The organism is Acetobacterium sp. MES1, assembly GCF_002237635.1.
Taxonomy (GTDB): Bacteria; Bacillota; Clostridia; order Eubacteriales; family Eubacteriaceae; genus Acetobacterium; species Acetobacterium wieringae.
In genome coordinates, this window is sequence record NZ_MJUY01000025.1 from 120,696 (window position 1) to 143,873 (window position 23,178).

At 42.6% G+C, this 23,178-nt stretch carries 23 protein-coding genes; 2 read left to right on the top strand and 21 right to left on the bottom strand.

Annotated elements, in window-relative coordinates; genetic code table 11:
* Positions 1-4: 4 nt before the first annotated feature.
* The 17 genes from BI182_RS08965 to BI182_RS09045 all read right to left on the bottom strand — a co-directional run bounded on the left by BI182_RS08965 (position 5) and on the right by BI182_RS09045 (position 15,655).
* Complete coding sequence (locus tag BI182_RS08965; protein ID WP_243134864.1) at positions 5-808, bottom strand: pyruvate, water dikinase regulatory protein; 804 nt, start codon at positions 806-808, stop codon at positions 5-7.
* A 9-nt stretch (positions 809-817) separates the two neighbouring features.
* Positions 818-1,459, bottom strand: coding sequence for a helix-turn-helix transcriptional regulator (locus BI182_RS08970; RefSeq protein ID WP_084633531.1), 642 nt, complete (start codon positions 1,457-1,459; stop codon positions 818-820).
* A 119-nt stretch (positions 1,460-1,578) separates the two neighbouring features.
* Complete coding sequence (locus BI182_RS08975) at positions 1,579-2,157, bottom strand: helix-hairpin-helix domain-containing protein (protein ID WP_286807146.1); 579 nt, start codon at positions 2,155-2,157, stop codon at positions 1,579-1,581.
* A gap of 1 nt (position 2,158) precedes the next feature.
* Positions 2,159-3,010 carry a histidinol-phosphatase HisJ gene (gene hisJ, locus BI182_RS08980; RefSeq protein ID WP_286807149.1) on the bottom strand — a complete coding sequence of 284 codons (852 nt, stop codon included), beginning with the start codon at positions 3,008-3,010 and terminating at the stop codon, positions 2,159-2,161.
* Positions 3,011-3,108: 98 nt separating this feature from the next.
* Complete coding sequence (locus BI182_RS08985) at positions 3,109-3,867, bottom strand: amino acid ABC transporter ATP-binding protein (RefSeq protein WP_070370539.1); 759 nt, start codon at positions 3,865-3,867, stop codon at positions 3,109-3,111.
* 10 nt (positions 3,868-3,877) lie between these two features.
* The gene (locus BI182_RS08990; protein ID WP_070370538.1) at positions 3,878-4,540 is read right to left on the bottom strand and encodes an amino acid ABC transporter permease; all 663 of its coding nucleotides are present in this window, start codon (positions 4,538-4,540) and stop codon (positions 3,878-3,880) included.
* A gap of 295 nt (positions 4,541-4,835) precedes the next feature.
* Entirely contained in the window at positions 4,836-5,666 is an 831-nt protein-coding gene (locus BI182_RS08995; protein ID WP_148638711.1) for a transporter substrate-binding domain-containing protein, read from the bottom strand.
* 117 nt (positions 5,667-5,783) lie between these two features.
* On the bottom strand, positions 5,784-6,950 hold the full coding sequence (locus tag BI182_RS09000; RefSeq protein ID WP_250933213.1) for a TraB/GumN family protein: 1,167 nt from the start codon (positions 6,948-6,950) through the stop codon (positions 5,784-5,786).
* Positions 6,951-7,049: 99 nt separating this feature from the next.
* On the bottom strand, positions 7,050-8,036 hold the full coding sequence (gene lplA, locus BI182_RS09005; protein ID WP_148638713.1) for a lipoate--protein ligase: 987 nt from the start codon (positions 8,034-8,036) through the stop codon (positions 7,050-7,052).
* A 14-nt stretch (positions 8,037-8,050) separates the two neighbouring features.
* Positions 8,051-9,061 carry a LacI family DNA-binding transcriptional regulator gene (locus tag BI182_RS09010; RefSeq protein ID WP_070370535.1) on the bottom strand — a complete coding sequence of 337 codons (1,011 nt, stop codon included), beginning with the start codon at positions 9,059-9,061 and terminating at the stop codon, positions 8,051-8,053.
* Positions 9,062-9,146: 85 nt separating this feature from the next.
* The gene (locus BI182_RS09015; RefSeq protein WP_070370534.1) at positions 9,147-10,403 is read right to left on the bottom strand and encodes a pyridoxal phosphate-dependent aminotransferase; all 1,257 of its coding nucleotides are present in this window, start codon (positions 10,401-10,403) and stop codon (positions 9,147-9,149) included.
* An 11-nt stretch (positions 10,404-10,414) separates the two neighbouring features.
* Positions 10,415-10,978 (bottom strand): Fe-S-containing hydro-lyase, encoded by a 564-nt coding sequence (locus BI182_RS09020; RefSeq protein WP_286807180.1) that lies wholly within the window; start codon positions 10,976-10,978, stop codon positions 10,415-10,417.
* Position 10,979: 1 nt separating this feature from the next.
* Positions 10,980-11,822, bottom strand: a complete 843-nt coding sequence (locus tag BI182_RS09025; RefSeq protein ID WP_286807184.1) for a fumarate hydratase — start codon at positions 11,820-11,822, stop codon at positions 10,980-10,982.
* A gap of 27 nt (positions 11,823-11,849) precedes the next feature.
* Positions 11,850-12,950 (bottom strand): lysylphosphatidylglycerol synthase transmembrane domain-containing protein, encoded by a 1,101-nt coding sequence (locus BI182_RS09030; protein WP_286807188.1) that lies wholly within the window; start codon positions 12,948-12,950, stop codon positions 11,850-11,852.
* A 102-nt stretch (positions 12,951-13,052) separates the two neighbouring features.
* Positions 13,053-13,517, bottom strand: a complete 465-nt coding sequence (gene trmL, locus BI182_RS09035) for a tRNA (uridine(34)/cytosine(34)/5-carboxymethylaminomethyluridine(34)-2'-O)-methyltransferase TrmL (RefSeq protein ID WP_070370530.1) — start codon at positions 13,515-13,517, stop codon at positions 13,053-13,055.
* 155 nt (positions 13,518-13,672) lie between these two features.
* On the bottom strand, positions 13,673-14,968 hold the full coding sequence (locus BI182_RS09040) for a sensor histidine kinase (protein ID WP_070370529.1): 1,296 nt from the start codon (positions 14,966-14,968) through the stop codon (positions 13,673-13,675).
* A gap of 18 nt (positions 14,969-14,986) precedes the next feature.
* Complete coding sequence (locus BI182_RS09045) at positions 14,987-15,655, bottom strand: response regulator transcription factor (RefSeq protein WP_014355748.1); 669 nt, start codon at positions 15,653-15,655, stop codon at positions 14,987-14,989.
* 225 nt (positions 15,656-15,880) lie between these two features.
* Between BI182_RS09045 and BI182_RS09050 the strand changes: the two genes are divergently transcribed.
* Positions 15,881-16,558 carry a response regulator transcription factor gene (locus BI182_RS09050; RefSeq protein ID WP_286807199.1) on the top strand — a complete coding sequence of 226 codons (678 nt, stop codon included), beginning with the start codon at positions 15,881-15,883 and terminating at the stop codon, positions 16,556-16,558.
* On the top strand, positions 16,545-18,023 hold the full coding sequence (locus BI182_RS09055; protein ID WP_070370527.1) for a sensor histidine kinase: 1,479 nt from the start codon (positions 16,545-16,547) through the stop codon (positions 18,021-18,023). The genes BI182_RS09050 and BI182_RS09055 overlap by 14 nt, the downstream gene beginning before the upstream one ends.
* 304 nt (positions 18,024-18,327) lie before the next feature.
* Here BI182_RS09055 and BI182_RS09060 read toward each other — a convergent pair whose 3' ends face one another.
* The 4 genes from BI182_RS09060 to argC all read right to left on the bottom strand — a co-directional run bounded on the left by BI182_RS09060 (position 18,328) and on the right by argC (position 22,807).
* Positions 18,328-19,500 carry an acetylornithine transaminase gene (locus BI182_RS09060; RefSeq protein ID WP_286807201.1) on the bottom strand — a complete coding sequence of 391 codons (1,173 nt, stop codon included), beginning with the start codon at positions 19,498-19,500 and terminating at the stop codon, positions 18,328-18,330.
* A 10-nt stretch (positions 19,501-19,510) separates the two neighbouring features.
* On the bottom strand, positions 19,511-20,380 hold the full coding sequence (gene argB, locus BI182_RS09065) for an acetylglutamate kinase (RefSeq protein ID WP_070370525.1): 870 nt from the start codon (positions 20,378-20,380) through the stop codon (positions 19,511-19,513).
* Between the two features lie 17 nt (positions 20,381-20,397).
* Positions 20,398-21,621, bottom strand: coding sequence for a bifunctional glutamate N-acetyltransferase/amino-acid acetyltransferase ArgJ (gene argJ / locus BI182_RS09070; RefSeq protein WP_286807207.1), 1,224 nt, complete (start codon positions 21,619-21,621; stop codon positions 20,398-20,400).
* Positions 21,622-21,766: 145 nt separating this feature from the next.
* Positions 21,767-22,807 carry an N-acetyl-gamma-glutamyl-phosphate reductase gene (gene argC / locus BI182_RS09075; RefSeq protein ID WP_286807208.1) on the bottom strand — a complete coding sequence of 347 codons (1,041 nt, stop codon included), beginning with the start codon at positions 22,805-22,807 and terminating at the stop codon, positions 21,767-21,769.
* Between the last annotated feature and the right edge of the window lie 371 nt (positions 22,808-23,178).

The following is a 23,178-nucleotide window of genomic DNA, read 5'->3' on the forward strand; positions in this document are numbered from 1 at the left end:
TCCTCTACCTCCTGATTATATTTGCAAGTATGATCGCTGCAATTTCTTCAATTGCTTTTGATGTGACGTCAATGACTGTACACTCCAATTTATCGAAAAGCTGTTGTGCTTTCTCTAACTCCAACATTACTCTTTCGTAACTTCCATAATTTGATGTTCCGGTGAGCCCCATGGCCCTGATTCTTTCTGAGCGGATACTGACCAGATGGTTAGGATCCAGAATCAGCCCAAATATTTTATGTTTTGGTATTTCAAATAATTCTTTTGGCGGTTCAACTTCTGGCATTAGCGGAATATTGGCTACCTTGTAATTATTGTTGGCCAAATAAATACTGATTGGTGTCTTAGAAGTTCTTGAAACGCCAATCAAAATAATATCCGCCTGATCCAGACCGGAGGTGTTTTTTCCATCATCATATTTCACCGCAAATTCAATGGCCTCGATTTTTTTCATATAGTGGGCATCCAGCTCCAGGCTGGATTTGAGGTTCCTGACCGGTTCTTCTCCGGTGATGCTTCTCAGCGTCTCCATCAGCGAGCCCATCACATCGTAGATGGGTACCCCCTTTATTTGGGACTCGGTTTCCATATGATGCTTTAATTCGATTGAAGCAAAGCGATACACCACCAACCCATTTTCCTGTTTTGCCAAATCCAACAGGTAGTCAATACTCAGCTTATCATCCACAAAGGGATGAAACCGCACTTCCCGGATGGAGTTTTCAAATACGCTTGTACCTGCTTTTACCAGCAGCTCACCAATTTCGGTAGGCGTATCGGAAACAACGAATATTACTATGCTTTTCAAGATTCAACCTCATTCTTCAACACTTTTCCCCATGTTTACCACATAGCGGGTAATATTTGTTCGTGACACCTTACCAATCAGCACCAACCGCTGTACACCCTTTTCGTCAATTTCTTTGGTGACAATGGGCAGCGATTCCACCTCATAAAACATCGTTTTATAAGCGGCATCATAAACAGATTCCGTTGGTTCCAGATAAATAATATTGGGCATTCGGGTCATGATCATCGGGATGGGCAGCGATTCTACCTCTTTTCTCCCAATCATGGCTTTAATAAAATCCTTACGGGAGACAATCCCGGAAAGGTACTTTCCGTCAACCACATATAAGGTTCCGGCATTTTTTGTAAACATCGTAATAATGCCATCATAGATCGATGAGGTTTCCTCAACCACTGTTGGCTCGGTTTGAATGTCCATGACGTTAATGGTTTTGATGTAGCTTCCCAGGATGTGAAGCAATGATCGCCCCGTATAATAATAGCCGACTTTTCGTTTTGCTTCTAAAATACCCATCATCGTCAGTATTTTAAGATCCGGCCGAATCGTCGCCCGGTTGATATTAAGCAGCTCCGAAATCTCATTGCTTTTAACGGGTTGCTTTTCTTTGACAATCTCGATTATTTCTTTCTGTCGATTTGATAATTCCATTTCCAACCCCTTTAACTGTTTTATTAAGTATAACACATATCTTTATATTGTAAACATATAAAATAATTATTTGATCTTTGTTGATAATTTTTTATCATTATGTTTGTATGTAACCTTTTTCATATCACAATTGATTCGGATAAGCCGTCGTAAACTTTATCACCAATTCGAGTGACATTCTTTAGTTCTTCCAATTGCTTGAATCCACCATTTTTTTCCCGGTAATCAATGATCCCTTGGGCAATCACATCACCGACGCCAGGCAAGCTCTTTAATTCTTCCAGACTGGCAGTATTAATGTTTACTTTATCATTCTCGCTGGACACCGCTGTTGCTGATACCTCGCCCATAGCAGGAATGTGAATCTTCTCTTCATCCTGAATTTTTCTGGCCAGATTCAGCGAATCCACATCAGCCGTCTCTGTTAAACCACCCACCAGCTCAATGGCCTCAATCAACCGGGCTTCGGGTTTTAAAGAAACAACACCCGGCTGTTTCACTGCCCCGGTAATATGAACCATCATTTGCCCCTGATCTGACTGGCTGTTTTCATCTGCGCCATTTTCGAGTACTGTGGCATCGGAAATGCTAATTGCTGCGTCACTACTTTCTTTAAAATGATACCAACCCCAAAAAACGCCCAAAAAAACAAGCACGATGAGAATGTACAGGATTTTATTGCGTTCAAGCTTATCCATACTACACTCCCAGAGGCTGTGCTTCCCATCGGCCTTTTTTCAGTACCCAATATTCACGATAGCCACATTCTGCTAAATATTTTTCTACCTGGTTATATTCATAGACAATTCCCTCAACTGAATGGCTATCGCCACCGACTGTGATTGGAATATTTCGTTTTTTCATCTCCGGTATCATCCAATCAGAAGGGTAACGTCCCACCCCGGGTGTCCGCATATTTGCACCGGTGTTAATTTCCATCCGGGTCGATGTTTCTGCGATACCATCCAGACACACGCATACTGTTTCCTGATACCAGTCCTCATTTTCATCAAAAAAATAATTATTCTGATTATATTTCTTGATTAAATCAATATGTCCCAGAATCTCCGGTTCAAATGTTTTTGCCATGATCTCGATACTTTGGTAGTAATCCTTAATAAATTTCCGGGTGTCACCCCGATAGTATTTTTTTAGGCCTTTTTCAAAGTCCTGCGGGGATTCATCAATATAGGATACCGCATCGCCAGTGGTTATTCCCATGGCATGAATCGACATAATCGTATAATCCAGCTGGGGCCTAACCACTTTAGCCAGATCACTGATATCCTGACGATCGATAAAGAAATCAATTTCCATACCACAGTAAAGTTCAATTTGTGATGCATACCTTGTTTTCAGATCGTTAATATCATTAAGATAAACTTCGACATTTTCTTCCTTCATTGTCCAGTCATTTGCAAAAGGTAAGGGGAAATGGCTGGACAGACCCATACTTATAAGTCCTGCCGCTATTCCGGCCTTCACCATTTCTTCAAGGGTATTTTTACCATCGCAATAATCTGAATGAACATGATAATTTGCTAGTAACATTTTGATCCCTCCAAAAGTTTGCATGTGATGATTGTATCATGACATGTAGTGTAAAGCAAATAAAAAAAAATTGTCGAATCGACAATTTTTTAATTTGTTTATAGAATTTTATTAAGAAAGCTTTTTGTTCGCTCTTCTTTAGGATTAAGCAGTACTTCTTCCGGGGTGCCTTCTTCGCAGATGACCCCTCCATCCATGAAAATAACCCGATCGGCTACTTCCCGGGCGAAACCAATTTCATGGGTAACAATCAGCATTGTCATCCCTTTTTCAGCCAATTGCCGCATGGTTGCCAGAACTTCGCCAACCAGTTCAGGATCCAGCGCTGAGGTTGGTTCGTCAAACATCATAATTTTGGGATCCATGGCCAAAGCTCTGGCAATAGCAACCCGCTGTTGTTGACCACCGGATAAACGGGATGGGTACTCATCTTTCTTTTCAAAGAGACCAACCATACTTAATAAATCCAGGGCTCTGGTTTCAGCTACTTTTTTATCCTCTTTCTTGACAATCAGAGGAGCAATAGTCACATTGTCCAGTACCGTCAAATGAGGAAAGAGATTGAAATTTTGAAAAACCATGCCCAAATCGGTGCACAAGGACTGCACGGTGACCGGATCAATCTTCATCAGGTCTTTATTGTTGGCCCGTTTATCGGACAATACATCTTCAATGTAAATTTCTCCGTCAGAGATCCGTTCCAGATGATTAAGACACCGTAACATGGTACTTTTTCCTGAACCGCTGGCACCGATTATACAGACGACTTCGCCCTGCGAAACCTCGAGATTAACACCCTTGAGCACTTCCAAATCTCCAAAAGACTTTCGTACGTTCACTAATTTTACCATACTCATATTTTTTTCCCTATCTTTCGTAAATTCCCAGTTTCTTTTCCATCATATCAAATACAACCTGAATAATCGTTGTTAAGAACAGATAGATGGCGGCGGCATAAATGTAATAAATCCACGATCCGGTCGCACTCGCCATTGTTTTGGTGGTTCTCAGCAAATCAAATAATGCAATGGTCGATACCAGTGACGTATCTTTTAACAGCATAATCAGCTCGTTACCCAAAGGAGCAACCAGCCGTTTATAGGTTTGGGGGATAATAATTTTTGTCATCGCCTGGCGATAACTCATTCCCAGGGCTTTAGCCGCTTCCATTTGCCCTCCATCGATGGACTCAATGGCCGCCCGGATAATTTCGGCCAGATAGGCTGTGGCATTTAAGGAGAACGCCACAAATGCTGCAATCATTGGATTGACTTCAAATGTGATACCCGTTGCATCCAGATAGATTATCGGGATGGCATAATAAATAATGAATAATTGGAGCAATAAAGGGGTTCCTCTAAAAAACCAGATATAAAACCAGGATAGGCCATTGGCTACCTTATTTTTTGAGAGTCGCCCAAGAGCTACAATTACGCCGAAAATCGCACCAAAAACGATTGCTACTAGTGCAATCTCAATTGTTACAATGGTTCCGTTTAAAATTGCCCATAATTGGATTTCAGTTAACACGTTGATCTTCCCTTCGTCATAAAAAATTTGAACAGCGCTCCATGTCAGACTGCAGACAAAGCCTTTTTCATCTCGGATGACGCTTCTAATACCGCATCACAGAAAAAGACATTAACTCCTTAATTACTTTGTCTACAACCCTCACGAAAATTTGCTCAGGTGTATATTGACACATACAGACTGGCCAAGTTTGAGACATTTACCAGTACGCTGCTGTCTATAAACATATGAACAGGACTTGTCACAGCAACTGTACCAAGTCCTATTCCATTTATTTATTCAATTATTGATAATCCTATTCAATGACTACTAGTTCAGTGTCAATATCTTTTGTCATATCTTGACCAAACCACTTCATTGAAATTTCTGACAATTTGCCACTTTCCTGCAAAGCTTTAATGGCTTCATTATACTTTTCGGTTGTCGCCGTGTCCGCTAAACGGGAAGTAATCCCAATCGGCTCATTGGTTAAAACATCAGAGCTGACAACATAGAGATCAGGATTCTGAGCTACATAGTACATGGCGACCCCGACATCAGTGATGACGTTATCGATTTGTTTACCTTGAAGGGCTGCAAATGCATCCAGCATTCCATCAAATTTTTTAATTTCAACATTGACGCCTTCTTCAACCTTTAATTTTTCGGCTGCGATATCAGCTGTGGTTTCAATCTGAGCACCCAAAGTTTTTCCTTCAAGTTCTTTGAATGTTTTAACCGGGGTTGCATCTTTTCGTGAAACAATTACAATCCCGTTGGCAACGTAAGGATCAGACATACTGAAACCTTCAAGACGTTCAGGTGTTATACTGGTGCTGGAAATGATAGCATCGTATTGCTTTGCATTTAAACCGTTGAAAATACCATCCCAGGCTACTGTCTGGAATTCCGCTTTGACCCCTAATTCTTCAGCTAAAGCGTTGGCAAAGTCAATATCAAAGCCAACCAGTTCGTTTTGATCATCTCTGAATTCCATTGGCAGGTAGGTATCATCCACACCGATACTTAACACGCCATCGGCTAATGCATCTTCTGATGTTTTTGATCCTCCGGAAGAACAACCAGTCAGCATCAATGCTGATAACAATAAAACAACCAGTGATAAACCTAATAATTTTCTTTTCATCGTTTCTCCTTTCTAAATTCCTAATGGTGTTAATTATATATTATTTTGTAAACATTAACAAGTTTTTTTGAAAGCTGATGCATATTTAAACGTCCTGCAGGAAGCATTATTCACTTCTCAGGAAAAGGTATTAATAAAAATCCCAATAATGTTAAGCCCACCCAGCCAGGTGCCAATACTGCTTCCCAGATTGGCAAATACCACGACCATCAGCACCTTAGTCACCTTATTGCGCCAGAGGCCTTTGATACTACCCAAGTCTTTAGGCAAGGATTCAAAATCTTCCACTTTGGGCTTACGGAAATGCGCTTCGGTCATGCCAGCAAACCATCCTGCTGCCAGTAATGGATGCAGGGTCGTAATTGGAGCCGCTACAAAAGCTGTCAATACCGATAGAATATGCCCACCTGCCAGCAGGGTGCCCAACGCTGCCAGCAGACCAGTCCAGAGAATCCAGTTTTTAGCTTGCTCCCATCCCGAGCTGGGACTGGCAATAAAGGTTACCACAATCAGCGCCAGCAAAATAATCGGGATCATCCAACCAATCACCTTGCCAACATTGGATTTCGGTGGGATCACCTCCAGCTCGGCAATATTCTGGTCTTTAAAAATTTCTTCTTTGATCCCCGGCACGTGAGCCGCTCCCAGCACGGCCACAACCTTATGTCCCGGAGCATGCTTGATTTTATAGGCTAAATACTGATCCCGCTCGTCGACCAGATATTTTTTGACGCCTTTAAAAGCCGAACCCATTTCTGACAGTGCGGCCGTCAACATATCATCGGATTTCAGGTTTTCGAGATCTTCTTCAGTAATTTCTTCATCATCCACCACACTGAGAATAATCGAGAACAGCACCTTGACCTTCTCCCATAAACTGCAGCCCCGCCAGATTCGGTTAAAAGTAATCTGGATGCTGCGATCAGCCAGTACCAGCTCCGCTCCGTACTCTTTAGCACAAGCAATTCCTTCCATCATTTCCTGGCCGGATTCAATTCCGAATTGTTCGGCCAGCTTACGCTGGTAGTTGGACAACAGAATATTGACAAACATAAAACCCGCCCGTTTGCTTTTGATGATCTGAACCAAGTCCGTATTGGACCATTTGTCTTTCTGGTTAATGGCCTCGTAGCGCTGCTGATCCAGTTCAATGCAGATGGAATCCGGCTGTTCGTTTTTTATGGTTTCCCGAACCTCATCGACGCTGTTTTTGGAAACATGAGCCGTCCCAATCAAAATCAATTCTTTGCCATGATAACTAAGCCGTGTAATATTTGATTCCAATGAACTTCCTTTCTTCAGGCTCAATAGAAAAAACTGGTCAACGCAGTATGATTTAACTCAATCACGCTGACCAGCTATTCTGATGCCTAATTGCTGCATTTAATATAGTATTAAGTCAAGTAAAGTTTTTACATCCAATCCATTAATATAATCAGACAGCGCGATGTCTTTGAGAACCTTTGACAGCGCTTCCTCGGTTGGTTTTACCCCAATCAGCAGCGTTTCCAGTTCCTGAATGTCCCCATTGCCAAAATAATCGCCATAAAAGTGAAGCTCTTTGATTTCACCCTTTTCAACCTGAAGCAAAACTGTAATCAGACCAAAGTCGCATTTTCTTTCTTTTCGCAAATTATATCGAGGCGATTTTCCATAATTCCAATCCCATGTTGCATATTTTTCTGTTTTCAACTGTTCAATCGCCTGGATTTCTTCCTCTAAAAGGGTGATCATTTCCAAATTGTCATTTTCAAACATCGCTTTTAGCAACGCTGCTTTAAAATCTTCCAGGGTATAGTCTTCATCCAGGTAGTCGACAATGTTGGTGACCCGACTTTTAACTGATTTGATCCCCTTGGATTCAATTTTATCCTGCTTTACTTTCAAAGCACTCTGAATGGTAGCCAGATTTGAATTGAATAGGATCGTACCGTGGTGGAGAATCCGCCCCCGTTTAGCATATTGGGAGTTGCCGGAAAATTTCTTTCCATCGATGGCAAGATCATTCCGGCTGTTGAATTCTGCATTGACCCCCAGCGTTTTAAGCGCTTCCACCAGAGGGCGGGTAAAGGTCTGAAAGTCAAACTGTTCCTGACCCGCTTCATTAACAATAAAGGTGAAGTTGAGATTTCCTAAATCATGGTAAACTGCCCCACCACCAGAAAGGCGACGAACAACCTTGATATCATTTTCTTTGATATATTCCTGATTAATTTCCTCAATGGTGTTCTGGTGTTTTCCGACAATTACGGCATTATCGTTCTGCCACAACAGAAAATAACTCTCGTCTTTATCCATTTGATTAAAGACATATTCTTCAAAGGCCAGATTCTTTTGTGGGTCGGTTTCTTTCCAATCAATGTATTTCATAAAAGCTCCGGCTATTATTTAATCTCAGTAACCGAACCACGAATATGAACCTCATGCGGTACATAAACATTTTTAACGGTCCGATCGCCATCTTTTTCGCACAGCTTGATCAGCATCCGCATGGCAATCGCGCCGATATCGTACATCGGCTGAGCTACTGTGGTAATCTGCGGTCTGGTCCATTCCGCAATCCAGAAATTGTTAAAGCCACAGATGCTGATGTCTTCAGGAATTTTCTTGCCCATTTCTTCAGCACAGCGAATCGCCCCCAGTGCCGTCTGGTCATTAAAACAGAAAACGCAGGTGAAATCGATCCCGGAATTAATGGCTTCCTGCATCATCGTGTAACCACCGGAGAGACTCAGTTTTTCTCTTAAGATGCGGCTGTCATCAAATTCGATGTTATTTTCTTCAAAGGCTTTAATAAAACCTTTTTTTCGTTCCTGATAAATATAGCCTTCTTCCAACTCATCAAAGAACAACATGAATTTTTTGTGGCCCATTTTTATCAGCTCAGTCGCCAACTCATAGGCTGCTGTTTCATTATTAATCAAAACGCCACTGAGCACGCCACTGTCATCAGGAATACAACCTAAAACAACTTCGCTGGGCGCATCAATCAACTCAGCCTGCATTTCGTCACTGAGATCTTTACCCACATAGATAATTCCATCGCATTGTTTTTCAACCAGCACGTTCAGCGATTTTTTTTCTTTTTCAGGATCAAAGTCGGTATTACTTAAAATGATATTATAATGATAGATGCCACAAACATCTTCGGCGCCCCGGACGATTTCGGTATAATAAGGATTAGTAATATCCGGGATCATGATTCCCATGGTATTGGTTTTCTGAATTTTCAGACTTCTGGCAATGGCATTGGGTTTGTATCCGGTTTTTTTGATGGCTTCCAATACCCGTTCCTTGGTTTCTTCGTTTACTAACGGAATATTATTAACAACTCGGGATACTGTTGCAACGGAAACATTTGCCTCTCTGGCAACATCAACGATTTTTACTCTCATCTCTTTTCCTTTCAAAATTCACAACAACAGATGCCTGCGAAGCACTTATTTGCTTCGCAGCCACCTATATTATTAATGCCAATAGTTAACGGCCTTCCACCTCTTTGATGGCATCCAGAATCAGCTGAGGTGATCGGCGACATTTTTCTTCTGAAACGGCGCAGGGTGCAAAACGGAGACCTTTTCCCAATGCCACAACAAAGGTGTTATTTTCCATTAAACGACTGCTGACTTCCTGGGGTTTATCACAGGGGATACTGATAAAAAAGCCATCGCAATAGGTAACCATTTTCAGGCCGATTTTATTGGCTTCCTCCACGAAAGCAGCGGCCCGACGTCTTAAAATGCTTTTATAGAAGCTCTGCTCAGCCATGGCCTGATTATATAATTCGTCATTGCCGAAGATTTTGGTGATGGTTTCCATCGCTCCCCGGGTGCCGTTTGACCAGTTACCGCGGTTGGAATAGGTGCAGGCATTGGCAAATTCATCGGCAATTTCTGCGGTGGGCGCCACACAGAGAATGGCGCCGTTTCGCAGTCCATACATGGTATAACCCTTGGAACAACTAAAGGCATAAAGGGTCAAAACATTATGCGGCATCCCCGTCAGCATTTTCATAAACTGACGAGCCTCATCCCCTTCGCCAGCAAAATCGATATAGGCCAGATCCACCAGCAGGATAATTTTAGATGTCGGCTGGGCGGTGGCGGTTTCGGTGACAAAGGTCTTGATCGCTTGCCATTCCTCCAGGGAAATGGTATAGCCAGTGGGATTATGGGCTGGGGTATTAAGAACCGTTAATACCCGCTGCTGTTTTTCCAGCAGCTTCAGGATGCTTTTTTTCCAGCCTTCTAAATTGAATCCACCCGCTTCATTATAAAGTGGGAAGGTTGTGACTTTGCGATGATTTTCATCGGCAATGGTCGCATAAGCGGCCCAATACCAGTCTGTCAGTAAGATTGTATCTCCCAGTTCGGTATAATTACAGAACGAATGGCGGACTGCTCCGGTTCCCCCCGGGGTTGCCACCGCCCGAATATAACCTTCTGGTTTACAGTTTTTAAAACAGGCTTCCGTGATCTTTTCTAAAAAATCCGGTTGCCCGGCTAACCCAGAATAATCGGCAATCAGGTGATTCGGCAGGCCTTTTAAGGTGTCATACACTGACTTGAATGTTACCAATTCGCCATCATCGTCCATCAGTGCTCCGATGGTTGAATTAATAACGGCTTCCGGTCCCAATTCTTTGGTACGGTTTGCCGCTTCTCCGGCGATTCGAAAGATCGGATCAGTACCACCTGCTCTTAATGATGTTTCAATAACCATTTGTGCTTTTTTCATGTTTCCTCCCACTAAATCCATAGCTTATTTGCGAATTTTTTTCTTTCAGTTTCGTATAAATTGGTTCCTTTGGTGTCAATCACGACAATCGCCGGAAAATCTTTAACTTCAATTTTTCGAATTGCTTCCGTTCCCAGATCCTCATAGGCAATGATTTCGACTGATTTGATGCAATCCTGCAATAAGGCCCCGGCACCGCCGACACAGGCAAAATAAACGGCATCATTACTTACCATACTATTGATGACCCGTTCACTTCGATTTCCTTTGCCGATCATACCAGCCAATCCACGATCCAGCAGTTCCGGGGTATACGTATCCATCCGACCACTGGTGGTTGGTCCGGCTGAGCCAATGATCTCTCCGGGTTTCGCAGGACAGGGCCCGACATAATATATAATTTCATCAGTAAAATCCATCGGCAAAGGCAAACCTTTTTCCAGCGCTTCAGTCATCCGCTTGTGAGCTGCATCCCGGGCTGTATATATGATCCCGGAAATCCGCACATGGTCACCGGCTTTTAGTTTTTTTCGATCCTTTTTAGTTAAAGGTGTTCTGATCTCTACAACAGCCATTTTATAATTCCCTTTCCACATGTCGATTAACGTAACAGGTGATATTAACCGCCACCGGCAGACCGGCGATATGGGTCGGAAAGACTTCCACGTTAACCCCAAGTACCGTGTTGATTCCCCCAAGTCCCATTGGGCCAATTCCCAAAGCGTTGCTGGCTTCAAGCAGATATTCTTCCAGCGCTTCGATATGTTCCAGTGGATTGTGTTCACCCAAGGGTCGGCTCAAGGCTTCTTTGGCCATGATCGCCGCTTTTTCCATGGTACCACCAACGCCCACCCCAACCACAATTGGTGCACAGGCATTAGGACCGCCAGTCTCCACGGTCTGGAGCACAAATTCTTTAACCCCGGCCATCCCATCTGCCGGTTTAAGCATCTTCAGAGCACTGGTGTTTTCGCTGCCAAAGCCCTTGGGTAAAATCTTTATTTTTAAGCCATCACCAGGTACGACCTGATAATGGATCACCGCCGGGGTATTATTGCCGGTATTGGTTCGGATAAACGGGTCGGCAACCACGGATTTTCGCAGATAGCCTTCTTCATAACCTTTGGCGACGCCAGCCTGGAGGGCTTCTTCAAGACTACCACCCTCGATGATCAGATCCTGACCGAACGTGACAAACATTACCACCATGCCAGTGTCCTGGCAAATGGGGATATTTTTATTTTTTGCAACTTCAAAATTACTGAGCATGGTTTCCAGAATCTCTCTGCCATTTTCAGATTCTTCTGATTGCCTAGCCCGACGCAGCCCCTCTATCATATCATCTGATAAAAATGTATTGGCTTCAATACACATTTCAGCTACATGATCGATAATCTGCAAAACTCCAATTTTTCTCACTGAAATCTCCTTGTTGTTTAATATTTTCTATAGATTATCAACTTGATCATCACACTCTTCTTCAATTTGCTTTGCCTTCTCTTTGCCAACTCTGATGGAATGAATCGAAAGATAGATCCCACCAAAGAGAATAACGAAATAAAAAGTAATCAGACGCCAGAGAATCATCGCGACTGCAGTATTGCCGGGTCCGTAAATGGGCCCAAACAATAATAAAAAACCTGCTTCTGCCCCGCCAGCGGCTCCTGGGGTCGGCACAAAGGCCACTGCCACATAAAGAATCGCTTGCAGGGAAATAATCGTCAGCGCATTAGTTTCATTCAAACCCAATGACCGATACACCCAATAGTTGACTGAATAGAAAACCAGGATCTGCACGATTGAAACAACAAATAGTTTTAAGGTCTGCAGTTTATGGCTTTTTAAGGCATCAATGGCGATCTGGTATTCCTTAATAAAGTGATTGACTTTTTCAAAATATTTTTCGGCATTTTTTATGATGTGAAGCGTCAGTAAAAGACGCACACAGCCAAGCATAATCGCTTTGGCAGCATTGGCATTAAAGGCCAGAATAAAGATCAGTACCACTCCGGCGATGTTTACGATTAAGCCTATGGCAATCAGCCATTTGGCAGCATCCAGGCTCTGGTGCAAGGCTGTAATGCTAAAAATAGTGGCAATGATGGCCAAAAAGGTAACCGTTACCTGATACAGTGCGTATTTTTGCACCAACACCGCTGTTCCGGAACCGATTCCATAATTTTTTTTTGACATTTCATAGAGCTGCAGGGGTTGACCCCCGGTGGCACTGGGGGTAATTAAATTATAATACTGACCAACCATGGTCACAGTCCAGGCAAAATGAAAGCTCTCATCGGGATTATCCCGCCGCATCAATTTTAGCAGCATATAAGCTTCCAAGATCCAATAGATGAAAACACAACCAATCCCCAAAATGAGACAATAAACATTGGCTTGTTTAATTGTTCTTAAAAAGGTTTCCGGATCAACTTGTGTTAAGATAACAATTGCTGTTGCACTGATTAGAAAAACAAAGAACAAATAGTTCGAGTATTTTTTCCAAAACTTTGATTTCCAGAATTTTTCTTTTCTTCCTGTTTGATCCATTGTGTACCATCCTGATCTCGATTGAATTAATTATAACATACTGTTATGGTAAAGTAATGTAATTTTCAGCTATTTTCATGAAATTTTCATGAAAATAGCATCCTAAATCAAACCCACAAAGCCATGCTGTCGTAACGCCTCATATAAAACGATATTGACTGCATTTGACAAGTTCAGTGATCGGGCCTTTTCATGATTTCTCATCGGGATACGAAAGCGATTATCGGGATGGGCTTCATGAATTTCGGTGGGAATCCCGGCAGTTTCCTTTCCGAACATCAAAAAAGCATTTTGATCATACTCAATTTGATGGTAAAACTTAGTGGCTTTAGTGGTCAGAATATACAGTTTGGCATCAGGATTCTTTTCCTGAAACTGATCAAAGGAGTCATAGACGCTGACATTGACAAGCTCCCAATAATCCAGGCCGGCCCGCTTTAAATGTTTTTCGTCCAATGAAAAACCCAGGGGTTTGATCAGATGCAGATTGGTCTCTGTCAATGCACAGGTTCTGGCAATATTTCCGGTATTTTGGGGGATTTCTGGTTGATAAAGTAAAATATTCATATTCTTCCTTCTCATTATAAGTTATTTGTTGATTTTATTATAATCGAAAAAAGTCCAATTTCTTTCTTTTTTTTAAGTTCATCCTGGAAGACCGGGATGATCTTAATACCAACAAAGAAATTGAACTTCTGTTACAGGTTGTTTTTTCAAATCATTTATTGCAGAGTATCCCCTTTAATATTGTTTTTCTTTGAATCCGGCTTTTGATTACTTTTTGGCAAAACAATTGAAAAGGTACTTCCTTTGTTGGGGATGGAGTCAATTTTTATTTTGCCATTATGTTTTTTGACAATATAATCAGCGATATTCAAACCCAGCCCAACACCACCGGTTTCACGGTTTCGGGCATCGTCAACCCGATAAAAACGGCTGAAGACTTTAGCCTTCTCTTCGTCCGTAAGCCCAATTCCAGTATCCTTAACCTCAATCACCAGGTGGCGCTTTCCCTGAACCAGACATAATTGAACCTTTCCACCGACTGGTGTGTATTTAATGGCATTATCCACTAAAATCCGGACCGCCTGTTTGAGTCGTTCTTCATCGCCCCGGTATTGGATCCCAGGCGAAATATTCTCACTGAGTTCAATTTCCTTTTCGTTGGCCAGTTCGGTCATCAGCTCAACCATTTGCTGACACATCGAGGATATGTCAAATACTTCCTTGTCGATAGCCAGGCGCTGATTTTCAGCCTGGGCCAACAGCAATAACTCAGAAATGAGTTTGGCCATCGTTTCCCCTTCACTGGCAATATTGTTTAACCACTTCATGTTGTCCTTGATCTGTTCATCCTCTTTGAGTTTCAGCACCTCAACATTGGTTTGAATAACCGTCAGCGGGGTTCGCAGTTCATGAGATGCATTGGCAATAAATTTCTTCTGATCCTCAAAGGTGTCTTTAATCGGCTGCAGGGATTTGCCAGCTAAAAAATAAGATATCGGAATCAACACCGCAATCGATCCTAAGCCAATTAAAAACAAAAATGAAATGACATAGGCAATAATCGATCGCTCCGTCGAAATTTGCTGAAAAACCTGAAGCACATAGTCGTTGGAATTATTGGAGTAAGGCAAGGTATAAACCCGATACTCAACATTGTCTGAGATTAGCAGATTGAACTGCGGAGCATCCTTTTTTTCAATCGCCAACTCGTACCCCAGCATAATCAGATTACGGTCTTCGACCTTCATCGATTTTACAACATGGCTGCTGTCCCACATAATAAATTGATAACCAAATTTATCATGAACCGAATCCCCGGAATTGATCGGTTGAGCGGTTGTTTGTCCATTGTTTGAAATGATTTCCTTGGCCACCGTAGTCAAATACATTTCTCCGGAAAGCGTAAGACTCCAGTTTACTAAAAAACCCAGCAGAAAGATAAACATGAACATGAAGATAACCAGAATCAAGGTATTAAACATGGTGATCTTGCGTTTGATTTCTTTAAACATGGGACTTAACTCTCCAACCTATTTTTTCCCAAGCGTGTATCCTACCCCTCGGATGGTATCAATTTTAACCTGAGTATCGACAATTTTTTTTCGCAGATTATGAACATAAATTTCAATATTATTTTCATTGACCTCTTTATCAAAGCCCCACACCCGATCCAGAATTTGTTCCCGGGTAAACACCTGATTGGGGCGCTTTAACAACATTTCCAGAATCTTCGCTTCCTTAACTGACAGCTTGAATTCTTTGCTTTCAGTTTGCAGAATATTCTTTTTGGTATTAAAGCTGACATCTTCAAAAACAATCGTCTCGCCCTTGATCCCGTGATCAGGACGACGGCCCAGGGCCCGAATCCGGGCAAACAGTTCTTTGGCAGAAAATGGTTTGATCAGATAATCATCAGCACCCAAATCCAGACCTTTGACCTTGTCATCAATAGTCCCTTTGGCCGTCAGCATCAAAACCGGGGTGTTAATGCCCTGGTCGCGGATCTGCTGCAAAATTTCAATGCCGCTTTTGATCGGCAACATAATATCTAAAACAATGACATCATAAATAGGGTTTAGAGCAAATAACAGACCTTCCTCCCCATCGTTGGCAATGTCACAATCGATGTTTTGTATTTTACATAATTCCTGGAGTGCATCGGTTATTTTTTTTTCGTCTTCTACAAATAATATACGCATAAAGCGACTCCTTCCACCTTTTGAATTTTGATTATAAGTTAACAGATTAATTATAGAGCCAAAATCTTAAAGCTATATAAAACAAGGAAAATATGATATTATTCTAAGATAATCGAAACCAACCGTACCGACCTGACACTTATCGATGATCACTCTATCTGACTCCAGGGTCATTGTCGGTACTACTTTTATCTTTTTATTTATCGATTGGTTATGGAGGTTCCCATGAAAGAGATACTGATTATTGAAGATGATAAGAAAATATCCCGGATCATTGAACTGCAGCTTAAGCATGCCGGTTTTGAGACGGTTAAGGCGTTTACTGGCCGGGAAGGGATCGAAGCCTATCATCAACATCCCGGCTTTGATCTGGTTTTACTTGACATTATGCTACCGGAGGTCTCTGGTTATGATGTCCTTAAATATATCAAGAGCCAAAATCATCACCTGCCAATTATTTTGTTGACCGCCAAAGACGATACCAATGATGTGGTAACCGGTTTTGACCTTGGCGCCGATGATTATGTGACAAAACCCTTTAATTTTGACGAGCTGTTGGCCCGAGTTAAAGCCAATATTCGAAAAAATGCTCCTGAATCCGCACCAAATAGCCATTTGATTTTTAAAGATATTGAGATCGATCTGGATGCTTTCAGCGTTAAGCGCCAATCCCAGGAAATCAGTTTATCCCGAACCGAATTTGACCTGTTTTATTATCTCGTCCTGAACCACGATCTGGTTCAGTCCCGGGAACAGATCCTCACCAAGGTCTGGGGCTTTGATTATGACGGTGGTGATAATATTGTTGATGTTTATATTAAATATCTGCGGGACAAAATCGACCGGGATTTTGATGAAAAACTGATCCAGACCGTTCGGGGGCGGGGCTATGTGGTTCGATAAGCTAAATATTCCCGGTCGTAAAAAGCCGTTAAAAATATATCATCGCATTGTGTTCTTTTTTATTCTGGCTTTGACGGCTGTATTAACGCTTTCGTTTTTGATGGTTTTCTTTTTCTCCCAGCAACTTATTTTAAACGAAAGCAAAGCGACGATGATCCGCTTTAATAATTACGTCATCAATACCCTGGACGAGAACATGCCCGCCCTACTCAGCTTACCAGCTGACCAACGACTGGAATTCATTTCAGAAAAACTTTATCCCTATGTCAAGGATAATTCGCTCATTGCCTATCAACTCAAGGATAACCAAGGCAATATCTATCAATCATCCGAAATCCTGACTGATCTGCTGGTTGCTGAAAACCTCGATAAGTATAATTTTCATTTATTCGAGTTCAGCTTTAATGACGACAACGATCAAACCATTACCGTAAACTCGTTGCGCTACAACCAGATCGAATACTATTATCTGGGGTCCTACTATGTGCTGGAAGACGGCGACATTATCTATCTCCAGATTATCAAAAACCTCAATGATAGTTATGTATTCATGACTACCCTGTTTATTCTGATGATCGCCATCAGCATTCTCGGACTGATTGCCATAATTCTAATCGGCATTTATGGTACCAAGCAAACCCTGAAACCGCTGATTGAAATCTCCGAAACCGCTAAAAATATCACCGAAAACAATTTAAATGTGCGGATCGAAGAAACCGGCAACAAGGATGAGCTGGATCAGCTGATCATGTCTTTAAACCAGATGATCAAAAAACTGGAATCCGCTTTTAATAACCAGAAGCGTTTTGTTTCGGATGCCTCCCATGAACTGCGGATTCCTCTAACGGTGATTCAGGGCTATATTGATATTTTATCCGATTGGGGCAAAAATGATCCGCAACTCCGGGATGAATCAATTGAAGCGATTCGGGATGAAATTCAGGGGATGAATAAGATGGTCGAAGATTTATTATTGATTACGCGAATTGAAAACAATTATTTTGATGAAGATTTTATTATTCTGGATATTTCGACGCTTTTGGAAAAGATTTTTTATCAGTGTCAGATGATTGATCCCGATCACCAATACATCATGGAATCCTGTGACCACGCCTTTGTCCGGGGTAATGAAGGCCTGCTGATCCAGGCGATTCGCGGTCTGCTGGATAATAGCCGCAAGTACACTCCGACTGGTGGAACCATCACCCTGAGCTGTCGCGTCCATAGTAAAACCACTAATGAAATCATTGTCAGCGATACCGGTTGTGGAATCCCCGCCGCCGAGCTTGACAAAATCAAGGAACGTTTTTACCGCATCAGCAGTGACCGTTCCCGGGCCACTGGCGGTTCGGGCCTGGGATTATCGATCATTGACAGCATCGTCAGCATTCATCGCGGCAAACTGATCATCACCAGCGAAATCAATCAGGGCACCAAAGCGACTATCTTGCTAAAAAAACAGTAAAAAAACGGGGCGGATTGCCCCGTTTGAGGTTGTCGATAAACTACCGTACCGACCAATTGTTAATCTGTTGTTCGCTGCACCATGCGAAATCCGCTACGCTCCTTTCGCATTGGTCGCGGGCAGTCGCCAACTATAAGCAAGCTTATGATTGGCTCGTTGCCTGCGCGCAGAATCGGACAGGCGATGCCGTGTCCGCTCCGATGCGTAGGGTCTGACCCCTAGGTCACAACATGATGTAACAATTGTCGGTACTAGGTTATCTTTTTTGACAGTCTGAAACGGGGCGGATCGCCCCGTTTTATTTCTATAAACATTCAGCAAAAATCTGCACCGCCTGATCAATTTCGGCTTTGGCAACCACCAGCGGTGGCACAAAACGAATGGCATTGCTGCCAGCAGTAATCAACAACAAGCCTTTTTCCATCGCTTTGGCAACGATGGCCCCCAAATCGGCATCAATCTGAACCCCCACAATTAGTCCCATACCACGCACCTCTTTAATAGCCGGATGCTCTTTTTTTAAGGCTTCTAGTTGGGCTTTAAGATAATCCCCTTTTTCCGTGACCGCTTCAAAAAATCCCGGTGCGGTCAGGGTTTCAATCACATATTTGGCGGTGGCCGTTACAAAAGGATTGCCCCCAAAAGTGGATGCATGGGTTCCCGGGGTAAAGACTTCGGCCACATGGTCTTTGGCAATGATGCCACCAATGGGAACCCCGCCCCCTAAGCCTTTTGCCATCGTCACCACATCCGGTACAACACCATATTGCTGGTAAGCAAACAATTTTCCTGAACGACCAATCCCCGTTTGCACCTCGTCAAAAATCAGCACGATGTTTTGTTCATCACAGATCTTTCGAACCTCTTTTAAATAGTCCGGATCGGCGGGATAGATTCCCCCTTCGCCCTGAATCGGTTCTAAAATAATCCCACAGGTTTTGGGGCTGATCAGCGCCTTTAGTGCCTCGATATCATTATAAGGCACATGATAAATCTCCGGCATCAAAGGCTCCAGATTTTGCTGGTATTTGGGTTGACCCGTGGCAGTGATGGCCGCATAGGTTCGGCCATGAAAAGACTGATTCATGGCAATGATTTCCACCGCTTCCTCATCTTTTTTAAGTTTACCATAAACCCGACACAGTTTTAAAGCCGCTTCACAGGCTTCTGCCCCGCTGTTACAATAGAAAACCTTATCCAGGCCACTGGCCTTGGTCAGCATTTCGGCCAGTTCAATACCCGGTTCGGACCAGTAAAGATTGGAAATATGAACCAGTTTTTCCATCTGCGCCTGCATTGCTGCCAGCAGACCCGGATGGGAATGACCCAAGGCATCAACTGCGATCCCAGCTACAAAGTCCAGATACTCTTTGCCATTATTATCGGTTAAAATACAACCCTGCCCCTTATCAAAAACCAATGGAAAACGCTTATAGGTTTCCATGATCACATTGCTTCCTCGTGTTATTAAATCCATATTGTCCTCCTTATATAATAGAACGACGAATCATCGTCCCGACTCCAGCGGCTGTGAACAATTCCAGTAGCATTGAATGTTCCACCTTCCCATCTAAAATATGTACCGAATTGACCCCCTGATTCAGAGCATCGACACTGTTTTCCACCTTGGGAATCATCCCGCCGGAAATAATCCCCTCTTCAATCAGTTTGGGCACATTTTCAGCAAACAACCGTCTGATAATCGAATCCGGATTGTCCGGATCCATATAGACCCCATCGGTATCGGTTAGATAAATCAGCTTTTCAGCTTTAACTGCTTTGGCAATGGCATACGCTACATGATCAGCATTGATGTTGTAGCTCTGGCCGGTTTTATCCGTGCCAATCGGCGCAATCACCGGCAGATAATCGTCTTTTAACAGAGTATTCAAGAGCCGGTTATCAACCCGGATAATGTCCCCAACAAAACCGATGTCCAGATTATTAACAAATTTCTTCTTCACCTTGATCATCCCGCCATCTTTTCCTGAAAGGCCGACAGCATTCATTTCACGGTTCTGAAGCAGCTGGACAATTTCCTTGTTGATTTTTCCGGATAAGACCATTTCGGCAATTTCGACCACCTTTTCATTGGTAATCCGCAACCCTTCGACAAATTCGGTCTGGATTTCCAAGTCACTCAGCATTCCGGAAATATCTTTGCCGCCGCCATGAACAATGATCAAACGGATGCCCACCAGACGCATCAGCGAAATATCATCCATCACCGACTGCTTTCTGGCCTCATCATACATAAAACTGCCACCATATTTAATGACCATGGTTTTCTTTTTAAACTGTTGGATATAGGGCAAAGCTTCGATCAGAATCTTGGCCTTTTCAATATATTTTTCCATTATTTACTCTTTTCTATTTAACTTCGGTAATCGCCATTGATTTTGACATAATCGTAGGACAAATCACATCCCCAGGCCACAGCTTTTTCATCGCCTTCTTCCATTTCAACCACAATATAAATATCTGTTTCGGACAGCACTTTCTTCGCTTCATCTTCATCAAAGGCAATCGGGGCACCATCGTTTAAGAGGGTAATCATCCCAGCCTGACTGGAAAAAACCAGGGAAACCTTCAAGGGATCAAATTCAGCCCCGGAATAGCCCAAGGCACAGAGCACCCGACCCCAATTGGCATCTTCCCCAAATAAGGCGGTTTTGACCAGACTGGACGTGATTACCGATTTAGCCAGCTTGCGGGCATCATCTTTGGTTTTTGTCCCACGAACTTCCACTTCCACAAACTTGGAAGCGCCTTCGCCATCGCGAATGATTTTTTTTGCCAGGGTTTTATGTACATATATAAAAGCTTCTCTAAAGATCTCATAATCCGGGGTATTTTCCTGCAAGGGCAGATTTCCAGCCATCCCGTTGGCAATCACCGCTACCATGTCATTGGTACTGGTGTCGCCATCCACAGAGATCATATTGTAAGTATCAACAGTGGTTTCTTTTAGCAACTGATCAAGCAGGGCTGGTTCAATATTTGCATCAGTCGTCACAAAGGACAGCATCGTCGCCATATTGGGATGAATCATCCCGGAGCCCTTGGCCATGCCGCCGATCTTTACGGACTTACCGCCGATTTCCACCTCGACGGCAATGGTCTTTTTTACTGTATCAGTGGTCAAAATCGTATTTGCAGCAATGTCGCCGTCTGCTGGGCTGTTTCCCAATTTTGCTCCCAGGAGTTCAATCCCAGACAGAATTTTTTCCACCGGTAAAATCACCCCAATCACCCCAGTTGAAGCAATCAGCACATCCTCCGGTTGCACCCCTAAAACCGCTGCCGCTTTGTTGGCTGTAGCTGCTACAGCTTCCTCGCCTTTTTGTCCTGTGCAGGCATTGGCGTTGCCACTGTTGACCACCACTGCCTGCTTGTAGGGATTATTCATGGCTTTGTTACACCAGAGAATCGGCGCAGCCTTGACAACATTGGTAGTTGTCATGATGCTGGTTGCCCCGGGTACCTCTGAAAAAATCATTGCCAGATCATTTTTTTCATTCTTTTTAATGCCGCAATTGATTCCCCCGGTTTTAAAACCCAGAGGTGTTGTCACTCCACCTGTCTTTATTAGTTTCATGTCTTTACTCCTTGTATTTTAATGAATCGTCTCTGATCCGTCAGGTTTTCACCAAACTGTCATACCGACCAACTGCTAATCTGTTGTCGGTGCGGACTCTATATTCTTATATCACACCATTATTAACTGATTTGTCAATGCTTATTTAAATGGGAAAATCGGCAATAAAGTCGATACCGGTTTTTTCAGCCAGTCCAAAACAGATATTCATATTTTGTACCGCCTGCCCGGCGGCTCCTTTAATCAGATTATCAATGGCTCCTACGACAATGACGTGGTTGGTTCTAGGATCGATGGACAACCCGATATCACAAAAATTAGTTCCTTTCACCCAGCGGGTTTCCGGCATCCGATTTTCCAGAATTCTGACAAAATATTCGTCGTTGTAGAATTCACGGTAAATCGCCTTGATCGCTTCCAGACTCAGGTCAGCGGTTAATTTAGCATAGGATAAGGCCAGAATGCCCCGATTCATTGGAACCAGATGGGGGGTGAACAGAATATTAAAATCCTGACCATTTAATAGCCGCAATTCCTGCTCAATTTCCGGCGTATGTCGATGGGTACCGATTTTATAAGCCTTGATGGTTTCATTGCACTCGGAGTACATCAAATCGGTGACTGTTCCCCGGCCAGCTCCAGTTACCCCTGATTTGGCATCAACGATAATGCTGCCCGTATCAATCAGATTATTTTTGATTAATGGCGCCAGGCTTAAAATGCTGCAGGTTGTATAACAGCCGGGATTTGAAATAAGCTGGGCCTTTTTTATCTCTTCCCGATGCAATTCACATAATCCATAAACCGCATCATTCAGTAATGAATGGTTAAAATGCTCGGTTTGGTACCAATCCTCATATACATCGATATCTTTAATCCGGAAATCAGCCCCCAGATCGATGACCTTTGTTTTTGTGAGTACCTCTGCCGTAACGGTTTTGGATGCAATTCCATGGGGTAACGCCAAAAATACCACATCCGACTTCTCTGCCAATTCTTTGATGTCGGTTGCTTCACAAACGAGATCGGTAATACCTTGAAAGTTTCCATAGATATCACTGAATTTTTGTCCGGAAAAGCTTCTGGTTCCGATTGTCACCACTTCTACTTCAGGATGCCGCATTAAAATACGGATCAGTTCCTGTCCGGCATAACCAGTTCCTCCGATAACAGATGCTTTAATCATTTTATTTTACTTCCTTTCTTAAATGTCTTTGTTTAAGAATAGTAAGAGTTTAGGCAAACCGGGTCACACAATCCCACAAAAAATCGAGATGCGGTTTATCTACAATCTTAGTATTCTATTTTTATACTATCCAAGTAAACTCTTTAAATATTTATTTTACCAAAATATGTGAAGTCTGTCTGTTAGTTTCTTAAATATATAATATATTATTTTTGTATTATACTAGTTTTTATATGCATAATCAAGCGTTTTTATGTATATTTATAAATTTATGCGAATTATTTTCTTTTTATACTTGCTTTTCTCTTGAAATGATTGTATAATCATTCATGTGATTAAGTTGATTATACCAACGAGATAATTATCAGGAG